This window comes from Ruegeria sp. O5 (assembly GCF_056535105.1).
The window spans coordinates 40,735-56,061 of record NZ_JBQERN010000006.1 but is presented as its reverse complement, the minus strand read 5'-3'; the positions used below and the strand labels follow the sequence as shown (position 1 = coordinate 56,061).

Sequence of the window (15,327 nt, the reverse complement as noted above, 5' to 3'; positions counted from 1 at the left end):
TAAATTGAACGAACGACCAAAATAAGGCAAGGTGAATTTTATGACGCTGAAAAACGTAGAAAAGCCAAGACAAAGAGCACCGTCCAAGCGGTCTTTGGAAACCAAAGCGCGGATCATGGACGCGGCCGAAACAGTCTTTGCCGAACGCGGATTCGAAGGCGCGTCGATCCGCGATATCGCTGCGCTTGCAGGGGTTCAGGTTGGCCTTGTTCATCACCATGGCGGCGGCAAGGAAGAGCTGTTTTTTCGAGCGATCGAACGCCGTGCGGGCAAGCTGGCACAAATCAGAACCGATGCGCTGGCCAAGGCAAGAAAAGCAGGTCCGCTAACATTGCGCAGCATTCTGGACAGTTTTATCCGGCCTTATGTGGAACTGGCAGAAACAGGCGGTTCGGGATGGATGGCGTATGGGCGCCTTGTGGCGCATGTCTCGGTCGATCCCCGCTGGCGCGATATCGCGGCTGAGTGTTTCGACCCGACCGCCCGGCATTTTATCGACGAAATCGCTGCGCTTTATCCGGATGTTGACCCTGCGCTGCTGGCCAGCGGCCAGGTCTATTCCGTGTCGGCAATGCTGGCGCATCTCAACAGTGGTTGGCGGGTCGGGGCCCTGTCGCATGGCGGCGGAGTGTCAGAGGTGGAACGCCTGATCGAATTTTGTGCAGCCGGTATCGAAGCGATGGTTCAGACCAGTCGCGGTTGAACGCGCAGCATTGCTATTGCTGCAAATGGTTGAACAGGATGGTGCTGAACACAGAAGGTGGTGACGTCCGGACGGCGCTGGGTGAAGCAAAGAAACCAAACATCATGATCATAAGGATCAGGGCTGCTCCGGCAAGGAACGCCGCAGAAAGCTGAAAGACCGAACGAACCATTGGATTATTCCCTGTAAATACTCAACAAAGTTTGCGGTGTCTTGCGCATCACGAGAGCTTTGACAGTTCTTGTCTCAGCCTTTCATTTTCGGCCTGCAACTGGGCCAGTTGCTGGCCTAAACTGTTTAGATGCGGGCGCAGTTCGGCTTCGGTGAAACGCGGCGTGATGTGGCGTGGGCAGTTCCAGTCAAGCGCCTCAACTCGAATGATCGCGGCCCGCTCTGCGGGGGCTTCGGCCCCCTCCGGATACAAGCTGGCTGCCGCTGCTTGACCTTCCGTGAATTCGACACGCCCCAGGATCTTCAAACGGTGTTGATTGGCATAATCCATCAGGATCATCGCGACCCGATCGTTGCCATCCAGATTTCCGCGCGAGATATACTGTCTGTTGCCTGAAAAATCGGCATATCCGATGGTTTGCGGCCCCAGCACCTTAAGAAACCCGACCGGCCCGCCGCGATACTGCACATAAGGCCAGCCTGTTTCAGACACCGAGGATTGATAAAACCCGTCGCGCGCCTGAATGAACTGTTTTTCGGGTTCGCCGATCAGATGGCCCTGTTGCGGGCCACCTTCAATGAATTTGGCATAGGTTTTTGCCGATCCCATCCGCTCCTGATGGGCGCGGACGGTTGGGGTGAAGGTCAGTTCTGAAAACGCACGCGGCACAGTATGTCCTTTCAAAGACCCAGATCAGACAACTCGGGATGGTCATCGGGGCGTTCACCCAATGGCCAATGAAACAAGCGGTCGCTTTCGGCTATGGGGTGATCATTCAGCGAGGCATGCCGATGCGACATGCGTCCGTCTTCGGCAAATTCCCAATTCTCGTTGCCATATGACCGGAACCACTGACCGCTATCGTCGTGCCACTCGTAAGCGTAACGCACTGCGATGCGATTACCGGTAAAGGCCCAGAGTTCCTTGATCAGCCGATAGTCCAGTTCCTTGTGCCACTTACGGCTTAGGAAGGCGTGAATTTCGTCATGCCCTGACAGAAATTCCGCCCGGTTTCGCCACTGACTGTCATCTGTGTATGCGGGGGTGACGCGGTCGGGATCGCGGCTGTTCCAGGCATTCTCTGCCATGCGCACTTTTTGCGTGGCAGTTTCCAACGTGAACGGGGGAAGAGGGGGTCGAGACATGGTGCAGGGGGCTTTCAGGTTAGAGAAGCGGCAAGAATGGCCAGTGTCAGAAGAAATGGAACGTACTGAGGGGGGAATATGCTGGCGCGACGTTTCATCGGTCAAATCCTCTGGTGTACTGATCGGTAAACTTAGCAATAAGGTGTACCGATCTGTTAACTTTTGCAAGAGGAAAAGTTGAAAATTTTCCTCGCAGTTTAAGGTGAGCCATGAATTATAATGAAAACAATGCTTTGGGCGGGGCCGGTTGCACTTCATGTTTCGGGGTAATATGTACAGAACGGTACACCATGGAGCCGAATCATGCGTCCAAACAAACGGGATGAACTTGTCAGCAAAGCCCTGAAGGTTTTTTACCGCGACGGGTTTCACGCGACCGGCATGGATAAGCTGGTGGCGGAAACGGGCGTTTCGAAAACGTCGATGTACAAACATTTCCGCACTAAAGAAGACCTGATTGTAGCCGCTCTGCGTCTGCGGGATGAGAATTTTCGCGAGTGGTTCTATCGGCGCATCGAAGAGATGGCAGAAACACCGGCCGGGCAACTCATCGCTAGTTTTGATGCCTTGAAGGAATGGTTCGAGGAAGATGGATTCCGGGGCTGCATGTTCATCAAGGCCGGGGCAGAATATCAGGAAACAGATCATCCGATCCATGTGCAGGCAGCCGAACATAAACAGCTGTTGCTGGAGCATTTCACGTCCGTCGCCGAACAGGCTGGTGCGCGTGATCCTCAGAAACTCGCCAGCCAGATCGTGTTGTTGCAGGAAGGGGCAATCGTGTCTGCGGTTTTGCTCAAGAATTGTGATCCTGCGGAAGACGCCAGGGATGCGGCACAGCAATTGCTGGCATTGGCGCTGACTTAATTTCCTTAAAAACAAGCAGGTTCTTTAAGTTACCTAGCATAGAAACGTTGCGTTGTTCGAAGTCGGAACGCCGCGTCACATGGATTGGCGGGAATCGGGCGGACCGCTAGGCTTTTGCGAAAGACAGTTTGGAGAGCCTTTGATGTCACTTTTCACTTCGACCGCAGCATGGGTCACCGACGAACACCGCATGTTTGCAGATATGGCTGGCCGGTTCATGGATGACGAACTGTCACCGAATATCGAAACCTGGGTTGAAAACGGGGCCGTTGATCGCGACTTCTGGCGCAAAGCGGGTGAAACCGGCCTGATGGCAGGTGCAATCCCCGAAGAATATGGCGGTGTCGGCGGCGGTATGGGCTTTGACGCCATCACTGCGTACGAACAGGGCGCACGGGGCGACGCCGGCTGGGGCTATGGTATTCAGTCGATCGTGACGCATTATCTTACCGCTTATGGCAGCGAAGATCAAAAACGGAAATGGCTGCCCAAACTGGCTTCGGGCGAAATGGTCGGCGCACTTGCCATGACGGAACCCAGCACCGGCTCGGATGTTCAGGCTGTGCGCACAACGGCCGAGAAAGACGGAAACTCCTACCGGCTGAATGGCTCGAAAATTTTCATCACGAATGGCCAGACGGCTGATCTGATCATCGTGGCCGCCAAGACTGACAAGTCCGAGGGCGCGCGGGGTGTGTCATTGATCGTGGTCGAAACCGAGGGGGCCGAGGGGTTTCGCAGGGGGCGCAACCTCAAGAAACTGGGGATGAAGGGCAACGACACGGCCGAACTATTTTTCGAAGATGTCAAAGTTCCGATGACGAACCTGCTGGGGGCTGAGGAAGGTCAGGGGTTTTATCAGCTGATGAAGCAACTGCCATGGGAACGGCTGAATATCGCGATCATGGCGCTGGGTTCGATAGATTTTGCCATTGCCGAAACAGTAAAGTACGTGCAGGAGCGCAAAGCGTTCGGTCAGCGGGTGATGGATTTCCAGAACACGCGTTTCAAGCTTGCAGAATGCAAGACCAAGGCCGAGGTTCTGCGCAGTTTCGTCAATGACTGTATCGGCAAGCTGGAGGCAGGAAAACTGGACGCGGCCACCGCCTCGATGGCCAAGTACTGGGGTTCAGAGGTGCAGAACGAAATCATGCACGAATGTCTGCAACTGTTCGGTGGCTACGGTTTTATGATGGAATATCCAATTGCCCGCCTCTACGCAGACGCGCGCGTGCAGATGATTTACGGCGGCACGAACGAGGTCATGAAAGAGCTGATTGCACGGTCGCTCGACGTTTGAAGGTATCTGGGCGGCCTCTTGCCTGATGTCACCATTCCTAACGGACTATTCGCTTCTTTTGGACCTCGCAGGCCCGTGCTTGCGGGGTTTTTTGTTGCTGACCCGACCGCAGTTGCCCACTTGCAAAGGACGTGCAGCGGTATGATGATCCGCCGAAAAGACTCAGAGGTCTGACGTGAACGATCCCGAACAAGCCCTGTGGCGGACTACATGTACCGAAGCAGTCACAGCTCTGCCGCTGAGCAGTGACACAACCGTTGATCTGGCCATCATAGGTGGCGGATTTACCGGCTGTTCAGCCGCTTTGACGGCGGCCCGTACCGGCGCTTCGGTCTGTTTGCTTGAAGCGCAGAAGATCGGGTTTGGCGGGTCGGGGCGCAATGTCGGTCTGGTCAATGCCGGGCTGTGGCTGCCACCGGATGACATTCGCGCGCATATTGGTGCAGAGGCTGGCGATCGGCTGATCGATTTGTTGGGTAAAGCACCGTCGGACGTTTTTTCCCTGATCGAAGAACACGGCATCACATGCGAACCCATTCGCAATGGAACCCTGCATTGCGCGCATTCCGCCTCGGGGCTGAAGAACCTGCAAACGCGCCACGCGCAGCTAAGCGGGTCCGGCGCGCCGGTAGCACTGCTATCGGTGGATCAGGCCCGTGACCGGACCGGTAGCGATGCCTTCCATGGGGCGTTGTTCGATCCTCGCGCAGGAACCATACAACCCTTGGCTTATGTCATGGGATTGGCGCGTGCCGCGTCTCAGGCCGGGGCGCAGATCCATGAACAAAGCCCGGTACAGACCCTTCGGCACGAAGGTGGGCAATGGGTATTGACGACACCGGGCGGGAACGTACGGGCGAGGTCCGTCATTCAGGCAACCAACGCCTATCACCTTGGCTTGCCAGATACTGCGCCTGCCTATGTTCCCGTTTATTACTTTCAATACGCAACGACCCCGTTGTCGCATAATCTGCGCGCCAGCATCCTGCCGCAGGCAGAAGGGTGCTGGGATACCGGGCTGATCATGACGTCCTTCCGGCTGGATCAGGCGGGGCGGATGATCATTGGCGGCATGGGCGATCTGGGGAATGCAGGACGCAGTGTGCATACCGGATGGGTCCGACGCAAACTGGCTGAGCTTTATCCTCAGCTTGCCGATCAGCCGTTTGAACAGGGTTGGCACGGGCGGATTGCCATGACCTCGGACCATATCCCGAAAATCACGCAGATTGGCCCCAACGCTCTGGCCGCGCACGGATATTCCGGCCGTGGTATTGGCCCCGGCACGGTGTTCGGTCGAATGATGGCCAAAAGTCTTCTTGCAGGTGAGCTTTCGCTTTTGCCCGTTCCTGCGGTGCATGAGCATCGCGAAAGCTGGACGCGCGTGCGCCGCGCCTTTTTTGAATCCGGCGCGGCGCTGACGCATCTGATAAAGGCGCGGATCTGAATTCAGACCGAGCGGGTGATGCCACCATCAACCCGGATATTCTGCCCGGTGATGTAGCCACCGCCTTCGGATGCCAGCAGGGCAACGACCGAGGCGACCTCGTCATAACTGCGCCCATAGCGCCCCATGGGAATGCGCGCGCGGAATTCTTCTTTTTCGGGCAGGCTGTCAATGAAACCGGGCAGGATGTTGTTCATGCGGATGTTTTCGGCAGCGTATTTGTCCGAGAACAGTTTGGTGAACGCGGCCAGCCCGGCGCGAAACACGCCTGAGGTCGGGAAAACCGGGTCAGGTTCGAATGCAGCGAAGGTTGAGATATTGATGATCGATCCACCGCCCTGCGCTTGCATGATCGGCGTCACAAGCCGCGAGGGGCGGACGGCATTCATGAAATAGACATCCATACCGGTGTGCCAATCTTCGTCCGTCAACTCAAGGATCGGGGCACGGGGGCCGTGACCAGCGGAATTGACCAGAACGTCAATACGCCCCCAATGGGCCATGGCCGCATCAACAAGCTTTTGCAGATCCTCCGTGGACTGGTTCGAGCCGGTTACACCGACGCCTCCCAACTCATGCGCCAGCGCTTCGCCCTTGCCCGAGGATGACAGAATCCCGACCTTGAAACCGTCCGCGGCCAGCCGCCTCGCGGAATCCGCGCCCATGCCGCTGCCGCCTGCTGTGATCAGTGCTACTTTCTCCATCTGACGTCTCCGTTTTGATTTGGTTTCAGGATGGCGAATGAATTGCGGTTTGACCAATCAGTTTTGTTGAATACTCGTGACCGCGCCCCGTAGCCAAACCTGGCCCCGGTCATGCGTAGCTGACGGCTATCTCAGGTCTGAAGGGACGCTGCGATGGCTTCTAACCGGCCGCGTAACCAGCGGTGGGCGGGGTCATTGGTCGATCTTTGATGCCAGACCATATAGATGGACACAGGCGGGCAGGCGAAAGGTAACGGTGCGCAATCAAGCACGGCCAACGGCCCCTGTTTCATCAGTGCCGTATCTGTCGAGATCAGGTCGCTGCCCTGCACAAAGGCCGGGATCGCGTTGAAATGCGGCAGGGTCACCACCGCTGGCCTGATCTGGCTTTGATCGACGCCACGCATGACGGCGCGCGCGTTTCGGCCATCGGCAAATCGCACCTCGACATGGTCGCTGTGGCAATAGTCTTCCCAACTGTCCGGGGGCGTGCGTTGCGTGGCGTCGTAGAACACCATCAGCGGGCTTTCGATCAGTCTCTTCTGGAAAATATCTGGTCCATCGGGCGGTAGCGGGGTCAGCATCAAGTGGCACCGGTCGCTGCGCAAAAATTCGGGGTCGGGCACACCCGATGGGATGAATTCCAACCGCAGGCGCACGCCTTCGGCGCGGGTGTCACGCAGCAGCTGTGGAAAGATCAGCTCGCGTGGCATGTCATTTGTGGCGATGCGGATGTTGATCTGTTCCGACAATGGGTCGAACGGTCGGCCGTCGGTCAGCGCCCGCATTCCGTCCAGTACCTTTTGCGCAGGCTCTTTCAGGGACAGGGCGCGTTCGGTTGGTGTCAGACCCTGACCTGAGCGAACAAACAGCGGGTCGCCCAGGACCTGCCGCAGTTTGGCCAGAGTATGACTGATCGCAGATTGCGTAACCCCCAGCCGATCTGCGGCTTTCGAGACCGAGTTTTCCTCGAGTATCGTCAAAAAAGTGCGTAGAACCTTGCCGTCGAGGTCAATGAAATCGAATTTTCTCATACCATTTATGATTAATCATGAATGGTTTTGCTGTCCATGGCGGGATACGGGACGGGCATCAACAGGAGATATTCGATGGGGATCCGTTTATTCTCGGACAGAAACCGGCCCGTTCATATGGGCGGCTACCCGCTGGAGCGTTTGGCCCGGCAAGATGACATGCCGGATCTGTCGCTTGTGCCCCCTATGGCCGAGCTGAGCTTCCACCGACCGGAACACCCTGACAGCATCGTCAATGCGATGGGTGAGTTTCAGGCGATGATGGACGCCATCCGCGACGGAATGGTGAACCCGGTTGCGTCCGAGATTCCATCTAACCCGCAGGAACGGGCCAACCACATAAAAGCGTTTGGCTACTTCAACGATGCGTCGATGATGGGGTGCGGTCCACTGCCATCTGACGCCCTTTTGCCCGAGGCTCGCCGCAATCCCGATATTGACCGGCTTGCCCACGCGTTGCGCACCCGTCAGACCAAAACGCTGGCATCCGGGATCGACGTCATCATGGCTGATCTGAAAGACAGTATGGAGGCCGCGCCCAAGCCGATCGACAGCCATCGGCACAGCATTGTCTTTCTTTATGAACACAACCGCGATCCCGACCCGTCCGAACCCGGCGCTGATTGGATAGTCGACGCGCAGGACCATCGCGCCTGTCTGCTGGCGACCGAGAATGCGGTGGTCATTGCCAATTACATTCGCCTTTTGGGCTTTGACGCACGGGCGCACAGCATGATGTCGACCGACGTTGATTTGGGCAAGCTGGCGGTCGCCGCCGGGTTGGCTTCGGTCGACGATGGAGAGGTTGTCGTGCCCTGGCTGGGCAAGCGCTTTGGTTTGGCCGCCGTGACGACTGACATGCCGATCGCCCATGACAAACCGCTGAAGCCTATGGCCGATCAGCCCTGGTTCCGGACGCAGGGGCCGGCATGGTGGTTGGGAACGGGCTTTGCCAAGAACGCCTTCAACCGCGACCCCTATGCCAAGCGGCGCTATGTGGACGGGGCACATCCGTTTGAGAAACTCAAACGGGTCGAGACACCAACGACCTTTATTGACGGAGAGAATGTCGCTCGTGTGCCCAAGCGTGCAGATTTGTTTGCCCGGGCGCAGTTCGGAGATATGGGCAAGTCGCTACAGGATGCGGCCAAAGGCGGGTATTACGTCCGCAAGGCAGCACCGAGTTTTGCCCAACGCCGTGTTTTGGGTGCGTTTGTACTGTTGCAGGACGGTGAAAGCGCTGACGCGCCCAAGCCATCTGACGCACAACGCAACGCAGCAAACATCAAGGCTGCGACCTATTTTCTGGGGGTCGATGCGGTGGGTCTCAGCCGCTGCCCGGAATGGGCCTGGTATTCCCATGACGCGACGGGCGAAGAAATCGTGCCGCCCCATGATCAGGCCGTCAGCATGATCATCGATCAGGGTTATGAAACGATGGAGGGTGCCAGCGGCGACGATTGGATCAGTGTCGCCCAATCGATGCGCGCCTATCTGCGATTTTCGCTGCTGGGTGGCGTGATTGCACAGCAGATCCGCAATCTTGGCTACAGGGCCAAGGCGCATACGGTGATGGATGGCGAAGTTCTGCAACCTCCGCTTTTGTTGCTGTCCGGTCTGGGCGAAGTCAGCAGGATCGGCGAAGTGATCCTGAACCCCTATCTTGGGCCGCGACTGAAATCAGGCGTGGTGAGCACGGATATGCCGATCGCGCATGACATGCCCATTGATTTCGGTCTGCAAAGCTTTTGCGAGTCTTGCAACAAATGCGCGCGCGAATGCCCATCGGGCGCGATCACGGCTGGGCCAAAGCTGATGTTCAACGGCTATGAAATCTGGAAATCCGACAGCCAGAAATGCGCGACCTACCGCGTGACCACTCCGGGAGGCGCAATGTGCGGGCGGTGCATGAAGACCTGCCCCTGGAACCTTGAGGGTATCTTCAAGGAGCGCCCGTTCCGCTGGGCCGCGATGAACATCCCCTCGGCGGCGCCTGCATTGGCCAAGCTGGATGACGCGGTTGGCAATGGCGGTTTGAACGACACCAAGAAATGGTGGTGGGATATCGAGTTGCAGCCCGACGGGGCGTATCGGCCAACAACACACCCTTTGAACCGGCGCGATCTGCAAAAGGATCTGGACCTTAGATACGAGGATCAGACATTGGCGGTCTACCCGGCCTATCTGGCCCCGCACCCCTGGCCCTATCCGTTTGCAATGGATCGCGAGGCAGGAATTGCCGCCTATGAGGCCTTGGTGACAGCCGAAGAGTACAAGGCGCGTAAAGCTGCGGGGGATATGTCGATCATTCATCGTTATCAGGTCGCAGGTGACGCGCCGGTGATGCGGGTCGCTGTGACCAAGGTCGACAAGATGACCTCGGATGTCACCAAGTATGAGTTTTCCTCCCTTGACGGTACGCCGCTTCCTGAATGGTCCGCAGGTGCGCATCTGGATGTGCTTGTCGCGCCAGAGTTCCTGCGCCAATACTCCATGTCTGGCGACCCGTCGGAACGGGGGTCTTATCAGATCGGTGTTCTGCGCGAGGATGAAGGGCGGGGTGGCTCGTCCTTGCTGCACCGAATTTTCAACGAAGGGCGCAAGGTTTTCATCTCGAAACCGATCAACCATTTCGAACTGAACGAAGGGGCGTCCAAAACCTTTTTGATGGGGGGTGGTATCGGTATAACCCCGATGATCGCATTTGCTCATCGCCTGCATTCATTGGGCATGGATTTCGAGTTGCACTACTCGGCCAGCACGCGGGGCGGTGCGGGGTATCTGGATGATCTGGCGGGGATGCCCTGGGCGAACCGCGTCCACTACCATTTCTCGGATGAAGGCTCGCGCGCTGATCTGGATGCGATCCTGTCGGGGTATCAGCAGGGATGGCACGTCTATACATGCGGGCCTGATCGGTACATGGAAGGGGTCATGCAGGCCGCGGAACATCAGGGTTTCCCCGAAGAGGCCCGACATCTTGAATATTTCTCGGTCCCGGAAACCCCTGACTACGAAAACCACCCATTTACCCTGAAACTCGCGCGTTCAGGTAAAACGTTGCCTGTGCCCGCAGACAAGGATGCCGCTCAGGTTCTGAACGAGGCGGGTTTTCGCGTGGATGTGAAATGCGCCGATGGTATCTGTGGTGTGTGCAAATGCGGTGTCCTTTCGGGCGAGGTCGAGCATCGGGATTTCGTGCTGTCCAAAAAGCAGCGCCAAGGGGCGATGATTCTGTGCCAAAGCCGCGCTGCGGAGCCGGATGGTGTGATCGAGCTCGATCTGTAAGCATGGTCAGAAAGCGACCTTTAGACGGTAAAATTTGGTCGCTCGGCCCATGGACGTCACGTGGGTGGTGAATTAACGTCGCCCCGAACCCAGATATCCCTGACCAACAGGTGCGAGGTAGCATTATGGATTATCACAGCCCCGCCAGCTTTGCCGAGGCTTCGGCTCTGGCCGCAAATGCGACGGGCATCACGCGCTTTCTGGCGGGCGGCACCGACGTTTTGGTGCAGTTGCGCTCGGAGTTAGTGACGCCTGATACGCTGATCGACATCAAGAAAATCAACGGTGTACACGACATTACCCGCAATGCTGATGGAAGCTGGACATTGGGAATTGCCGCAACCGGTGCCGAAATGAGCGAGCATCCCGAGTTGGGTCGTGACTGGCCCGGTGTGGTCGAGGCGATGGACCTGATCGGATCAACCCAGGTGCAGGGGCGCGCAACACCGACCGGTAACCTGTGTAACGGCTCACCTGCGGCTGATTCCGTGCCCGCCATGGTCGCAGCTGGTGTGACTGTTACCGTGACCGGCCCGGACGGCACTCGCGAAGTCGCGGTCGAGGATATTCCGACCGGCCCCGGCAAAACCTCGCTGGCCAAAGGTGAGCTGATCTCGGCGGTCAATATCCCTGCACGTGGCGAAAACGGCGGCGATGCCTATCTGCGGTTCATCCCCCGCACCGAAATGGACATCGCTGTGGTTGGCGTTGGTGTGAACCTGCGTCTTGACGGCGACACCATCACCGAGGCCCGCGTATCACTGGGCGCCGTGGCCCCGACCGTTCTGCTGGTCGAAGACTGTGCCAAGGCCATTATCGGCAGCGCGCTGGATGATGCGGCCCTGGATGCGCTGGCCGCCGCCGCCTCTGCCGCCTGTAACCCGATTGACGACAAGCGCGGCACGATCGCGTTCCGTACCGAGGTCGCAGGCGTTCTGGCAAAGCGCGCCGCGAAAATTGCCTATGCCCGCGCGAAGGGAGAAAACGCATGAAAAAGCTCCACGTAACCACCACCGTGAATGGCGATGCGGTCGAATACCTGTGTGATCCGCGTGAAACCCTGCTGGATTGTCTGCGCGACAAGCTGAACCTGACAGGCGCGAAAGAGGGCTGTGGCACCGGCGATTGCGGCGCGTGCTCGGTCACCGTTGATGGCCGTCTGGTCTGTTCATGTCTGATGCTGGGTGTCGAGGCCGAAGGTAAGCAGATCGAAACGGTCGAAGGCATTGCCGACGGTGATATTCTGCATCCGCTGCAAAAGAAGATGATCGAATACGCTGCCCTGCAATGCGGCATCTGCACGCCGGGCATTCTGGTGGCGGCCAAGTCTTTGCTGGAGAAAAACCCGAACCCGACCGAGGAAGAGACGCGGTATTGGCTGGCAGGCAACCTCTGCCGCTGTACTGGGTATGACAAGATCATTCGCGCCGTGATGGATACGGCGGCTGAGATGCGGGAGGCGTCGTAATGGCTCTAGACGATCGTAAATCAGACTTCACTTTTGTCGGCACCCGCCCCAACCGTCCCGACGGTCTGGACAAGGTGACCGGCCGCGCCAAATTCGGAGCGGATGCCTACGCCCCGGGAATGCTGCATGGCGCGATCCTGCGCTCACCTCATGCTCATGCGCGGATCGTGAAAATCGACACGTCGAAAGCCGAGGCGCACAAGGATGTCAAAGCTGTTGTGACGCGTGCCGACTTTGCTGAAGTGCCGTTCAAGCCCGGTCTGGAAGGTGAATTCTACAACGTTCTGGAAAACGTTATGGCCGGTGAGAAAGCGCTATATGACGGGCACGCGGTTGCAGCGGTCGCTGCGACTTCGGCATTGGCGGCGCGTGACGCGCTCAAGCTGATCGAGGTCGAATACGAAGTTCTGCCCCACGTCACCGATGTGGATAAGGCGATGGCACCGGATGCGCCTGTGATCCGCGAAGGGGCAGCGGATTATTCCGTGCCGGAAGGAATGCACCCGAACGTTGTCCGCTATCATGAAAGTGGTCACGGCGATGTCGAGGCCGGATTTGCCGAAGCGGATCTGGTCATCGAAGATAGTTTCGTCACCGAAGCGACGCATCAGGGTTATATTGAACCGCACGCCTGTCTGGCCATATTGGGTAATGACGGCAAGGGTGAGTTGTGGTGCACGACACAAGGGCATTGGATTGCGCAGAAAACCTGTGCCGCTCTTCTGGGCATCGAAACCTCGCAGCTGCGCGTCACTGCGTCTGAGATCGGCGGAGGGTTTGGCGGTAAGACAACCGTTTTCATCGAACCCGTCGCACTAGCGCTCAGCCGTAAGGCCAATCGCCCGGTCAAGCTTGTGATGACCCGGTCCGAAGTGTTCCGGGCCACTGGTCCGACTTCGTCTGCCTCGATGGACGTCAAGATCGGCATGAAGAAAGACGGCACGATCTCGGCGGCTCAGGGTGTTTTCCGCTTGCAGGGCGGGGCCTTTCCCGGCGCGCCGGGCGACATGACAGCCATGTGTGCCTTCGCACCCTACAACCTGACCAACGTCAAGCAGATCGGCTATGACGTGATGGCCAACCGCCCAAAGCAGGCAGCGTACCGCGCGCCGGGTGCACCAATGGGCGCCTTTGCAGTCGAGTCCGTGATTGACGAGTTGTGCAACAAGCTGGGTCTCGACCCTGTTGAGGTGCGCCTGAAGAACGCCGCGCATGAGGGCACGAAAGCCAGCTATGGACCGACCTACGAGCGCATCGGTCTTGTCGAAACGCTGGAAGCAGCCAAGGCACATCCTCATTATTCGGCTCCGCTGAAGCCGGGGCAGGGGCGCGGTATTTCCTGTGGCTTCTGGTTTAACCATGGTGGCGAGACCAGCGTTTCGCTTGCCTTATCCGAGGATGGCTCGGCTCAGGTGATGGTCGGAACGCCTGATATCGGTGGCTCGCGCGCGTCGATGGCCCTGATGGCGGCCGAGGTTCTGGGCATCCCGTATGAAAACATCCGGGTGACCATCGCCGATACGGCTACACTGGGCTACAATGATGTAAGCCATGGCTCTCGCGTGACCTACGCGTCAGGGCTGGCGACAATCAAGGCTGCGAGACACGCGGTCGAGAAACTGTGCGAACGGGCCGCGGCCAAATGGGGCATCCCGGTTGATGCGGTGAAATGGGAAAACGGCTGTGCGGTGCCCTCAGGCCCGAATGCAGGCGATTTCGATCCGATGCCGCTGGCCGATATCACCGCCGATATGGGCCGCACCGGTGGTCCGATCTCGGGTCATTTCGAGGCAACCCCCGAAGGTGCTGGCGTGTCCTTTGGCACCCACATCGTGGATGCCGAGGTTGACCCGGAAACCGGTAAGACCAGTGTGACCCGCTACACGGTCATTCAGGACGCGGGCAAGGCGATCCATCCGACCTATGTCGAAGGCCAGTATCAGGGCGGTGCCGCGCAGGGTATCGGCTGGGCCCTGAACGAGGAATATATCTACGGTGAAGACGGTCGCTTGCAGAACTCGATCTTTCTCGACTACCGCATCCCGGTGGCCAGCGACTTGCCGATGATCGACACCGTGATCGTCGAGGTTCCGAATCCGGGCCACCCGTTTGGCGTCCGCGGTGTGGGTGAGACGGGTATCGTGCCGCCACTGGCCGCCATTGCCAACGCTGTGTCCAACGCGGCTGGAGTGCGGATGAAGCGGTTGCCGATGTCGCCGCCACGTATTCTGGCCGCTCTCAAGGACAATGGTTGAGGTTCACCTCTGGTCCGGCCTCCGGTCACTGACCGGGGGCCAACAGGTGGTTGAGGTCGAGGCCAAAACCACCGGAGAGTTGCTGCGTGCGCTCGTGCGTGCGCATCCGCAGCTTCAAGCACCCATCGACGCTGGCGTATCTATCGCTGTCGACGGGCGCGTGATCGCGACCGGGCTGACCGAACCGATTCCCGAAGGCAGTGAAGTCTATTTGATGCAAAGGCTGAGGGGCGGTTAAGCGTCAGGCGACCAAGGCTCGCGCCCGACCATTCGGTCTGCCTCGGCCGTGATATCGTTCATGTGTTGTTCGAGACTCAAACGCAGCGTTTCTATTTCGTCTTCGCTGGCTTTCCGAGGAACTGTTTCTGTCCATTCCCGGCACAGAAATACCCCCTCGTTACCCCATGGCCGGGGCATCAAAAGATGATCCCATGTTCCTGCTTCGCGCCCATGTTTCGCCGAAAAGGTAATACCAAAAACACGTTTACCCGATGTTCGCGCCCAAACCAGAGGAACCGTCGACAAAACCCGCTCTGGCCCACGGGGGCCGTCCGCCGCTATGCCAATGGATATCCCCTGTTTCATTTTGCCTAATACCTGTCGCGACAGGGCGACATGGCGTGCCTTGCTGGCCATGGCAATGGTGTCCATTCCAAACAACTTTTGCACGCGACCCACCATGCTGCCAGCCCGCGCAGAAGATGTAATCGAACAGATGCGCCCCTTGTCCAGCGGGAAAAAATAAGGCGACTGCACCAGCCGTTGATGCCAGAGAACAACGATGACCGGCTCACCCTGTTCGGCCAACTGGTCCAGTTCTTCATAGCCGATGCGCTGCCAACGTGTGTTGCGGTGTACCAGCCGAATATAATTTGCAATCCGACGCGCCACCCAGTTTAGCACAGCTTCGCTGTCTGCAATCTTCTTACGGAGGTTCACGCCGG

General features: G+C 58.1%; 15 protein-coding genes. 9 read left to right on the top strand and 6 right to left on the bottom strand.

Annotated features, from left to right (window positions below; translation table 11 throughout):
* Nucleotides 1–40: 40 nt before the first annotated feature.
* Nucleotides 41–703, top strand: coding sequence for a TetR/AcrR family transcriptional regulator (locus ACR0M3_RS10255; RefSeq protein ID WP_480487655.1), 663 nt, complete (start codon nucleotides 41–43; stop codon nucleotides 701–703).
* A gap of 13 nt (nucleotides 704–716) precedes the next feature.
* Here ACR0M3_RS10255 and ACR0M3_RS10250 read toward each other — a convergent pair whose 3' ends face one another.
* Genes ACR0M3_RS10250 through ACR0M3_RS10240 form a run of 3 tightly spaced genes read right to left on the bottom strand, consistent with a single transcriptional unit; the run spans nucleotide 717 to nucleotide 2,020 of the window.
* Nucleotides 717–875, bottom strand: a complete 159-nt coding sequence (locus ACR0M3_RS10250; protein ID WP_480487657.1) for a hypothetical protein — start codon at nucleotides 873–875, stop codon at nucleotides 717–719.
* A gap of 48 nt (nucleotides 876–923) precedes the next feature.
* Entirely contained in the window at nucleotides 924–1,544 is a 621-nt protein-coding gene (locus tag ACR0M3_RS10245) for a pyridoxamine 5'-phosphate oxidase family protein (RefSeq protein WP_480487659.1), read from the bottom strand.
* Between the two features lie 11 nt (nucleotides 1,545–1,555).
* Nucleotides 1,556–2,020 (bottom strand): nuclear transport factor 2 family protein, encoded by a 465-nt coding sequence (locus ACR0M3_RS10240; protein WP_209504702.1) that lies wholly within the window; start codon nucleotides 2,018–2,020, stop codon nucleotides 1,556–1,558.
* 303 nt (nucleotides 2,021–2,323) lie between these two features.
* Between ACR0M3_RS10240 and ACR0M3_RS10235 the strand changes: the two genes are divergently transcribed.
* From ACR0M3_RS10235 to ACR0M3_RS10225, 3 genes are all read left to right on the top strand, one after another.
* Nucleotides 2,324–2,887, top strand: coding sequence for a TetR/AcrR family transcriptional regulator (locus tag ACR0M3_RS10235; RefSeq protein ID WP_209504701.1), 564 nt, complete (start codon nucleotides 2,324–2,326; stop codon nucleotides 2,885–2,887).
* 142 nt (nucleotides 2,888–3,029) lie between these two features.
* Nucleotides 3,030–4,187, top strand: coding sequence for an acyl-CoA dehydrogenase family protein (locus ACR0M3_RS10230; protein ID WP_480910572.1), 1,158 nt, complete (start codon nucleotides 3,030–3,032; stop codon nucleotides 4,185–4,187).
* A gap of 175 nt (nucleotides 4,188–4,362) precedes the next feature.
* Nucleotides 4,363–5,634: an NAD(P)/FAD-dependent oxidoreductase gene (locus tag ACR0M3_RS10225; RefSeq protein ID WP_480539258.1), complete on the top strand. Its 1,272-nt coding sequence runs from the start codon at nucleotides 4,363–4,365 to the stop codon at nucleotides 5,632–5,634.
* A gap of 2 nt (nucleotides 5,635–5,636) precedes the next feature.
* Here ACR0M3_RS10225 and ACR0M3_RS10220 read toward each other — a convergent pair whose 3' ends face one another.
* A complete protein-coding gene (locus ACR0M3_RS10220; protein ID WP_480482134.1) occupies nucleotides 5,637–6,338 on the bottom strand; it encodes an SDR family oxidoreductase in 702 nt (233 codons plus the stop codon).
* A 131-nt stretch (nucleotides 6,339–6,469) separates the two neighbouring features.
* Complete coding sequence (locus ACR0M3_RS10215; RefSeq protein ID WP_480910570.1) at nucleotides 6,470–7,372, bottom strand: LysR family transcriptional regulator; 903 nt, start codon at nucleotides 7,370–7,372, stop codon at nucleotides 6,470–6,472.
* Nucleotides 7,373–7,447: 75 nt separating this feature from the next.
* Here ACR0M3_RS10215 and ACR0M3_RS10210 point away from each other — a divergent pair, with 75 nt between their 5' ends.
* The 5 genes from ACR0M3_RS10210 to ACR0M3_RS10190 all read left to right on the top strand — a co-directional run bounded on the left by ACR0M3_RS10210 (nucleotide 7,448) and on the right by ACR0M3_RS10190 (nucleotide 14,621).
* A complete protein-coding gene (locus ACR0M3_RS10210; RefSeq protein ID WP_480910567.1) occupies nucleotides 7,448–10,660 on the top strand; it encodes a 2Fe-2S iron-sulfur cluster-binding protein in 3,213 nt (1,070 codons plus the stop codon).
* A 125-nt stretch (nucleotides 10,661–10,785) separates the two neighbouring features.
* A complete protein-coding gene (locus ACR0M3_RS10205) occupies nucleotides 10,786–11,652 on the top strand; it encodes an FAD binding domain-containing protein (RefSeq protein WP_480482127.1) in 867 nt (288 codons plus the stop codon).
* Complete coding sequence (locus ACR0M3_RS10200) at nucleotides 11,649–12,128, top strand: (2Fe-2S)-binding protein (RefSeq protein ID WP_209597982.1); 480 nt, start codon at nucleotides 11,649–11,651, stop codon at nucleotides 12,126–12,128. Before ACR0M3_RS10205 ends, ACR0M3_RS10200 begins: the two co-directional genes overlap by 4 nt.
* A complete protein-coding gene (locus tag ACR0M3_RS10195) occupies nucleotides 12,128–14,383 on the top strand; it encodes a xanthine dehydrogenase family protein molybdopterin-binding subunit (RefSeq protein ID WP_267364884.1) in 2,256 nt (751 codons plus the stop codon). The genes ACR0M3_RS10200 and ACR0M3_RS10195 overlap by 1 nt, the downstream gene beginning before the upstream one ends.
* Nucleotides 14,376–14,621, top strand: coding sequence for a MoaD/ThiS family protein (locus ACR0M3_RS10190; RefSeq protein WP_170346142.1), 246 nt, complete (start codon nucleotides 14,376–14,378; stop codon nucleotides 14,619–14,621). The genes ACR0M3_RS10195 and ACR0M3_RS10190 overlap by 8 nt, the downstream gene beginning before the upstream one ends.
* Here ACR0M3_RS10190 and ACR0M3_RS10185 read toward each other — a convergent pair.
* Entirely contained in the window at nucleotides 14,618–15,322 is a 705-nt protein-coding gene (locus tag ACR0M3_RS10185) for a lysophospholipid acyltransferase family protein (protein ID WP_480506017.1), read from the bottom strand. The two genes, ACR0M3_RS10190 and ACR0M3_RS10185, sit on opposite strands and share 4 nt — an antisense overlap.
* Between the last annotated feature and the right edge of the window lie 5 nt (nucleotides 15,323–15,327).

Coding starts and splice junctions, on each gene's coding strand:
- ACR0M3_RS10250 (WP_480487657.1), bottom strand. CDS start 875: ATGGTTCGTTCGGTCTTTCAGCTTTCTGCGGCGTTCCTTGCCGGAGCA.
- ACR0M3_RS10195 (WP_267364884.1), top strand. CDS start 12,128: ATGGCTCTAGACGATCGTAAATCAGACTTCACTTTTGTCGGCACCCGC.
- ACR0M3_RS10210 (WP_480910567.1), top strand. CDS start 7,448: ATGGGGATCCGTTTATTCTCGGACAGAAACCGGCCCGTTCATATGGGC.
- ACR0M3_RS10230 (WP_480910572.1), top strand. CDS start 3,030: ATGTCACTTTTCACTTCGACCGCAGCATGGGTCACCGACGAACACCGC.
- ACR0M3_RS10205 (WP_480482127.1), top strand. CDS start 10,786: ATGGATTATCACAGCCCCGCCAGCTTTGCCGAGGCTTCGGCTCTGGCC.
- ACR0M3_RS10235 (WP_209504701.1), top strand. CDS start 2,324: ATGCGTCCAAACAAACGGGATGAACTTGTCAGCAAAGCCCTGAAGGTT.
- ACR0M3_RS10220 (WP_480482134.1), bottom strand. CDS start 6,338: ATGGAGAAAGTAGCACTGATCACAGCAGGCGGCAGCGGCATGGGCGCG.
- ACR0M3_RS10240 (WP_209504702.1), bottom strand. CDS start 2,020: ATGTCTCGACCCCCTCTTCCCCCGTTCACGTTGGAAACTGCCACGCAA.
- ACR0M3_RS10200 (WP_209597982.1), top strand. CDS start 11,649: ATGAAAAAGCTCCACGTAACCACCACCGTGAATGGCGATGCGGTCGAA.
- ACR0M3_RS10190 (WP_170346142.1), top strand. CDS start 14,376: ATGGTTGAGGTTCACCTCTGGTCCGGCCTCCGGTCACTGACCGGGGGC.
- ACR0M3_RS10255 (WP_480487655.1), top strand. CDS start 41: ATGACGCTGAAAAACGTAGAAAAGCCAAGACAAAGAGCACCGTCCAAG.
- ACR0M3_RS10215 (WP_480910570.1), bottom strand. CDS start 7,372: ATGAGAAAATTCGATTTCATTGACCTCGACGGCAAGGTTCTACGCACT.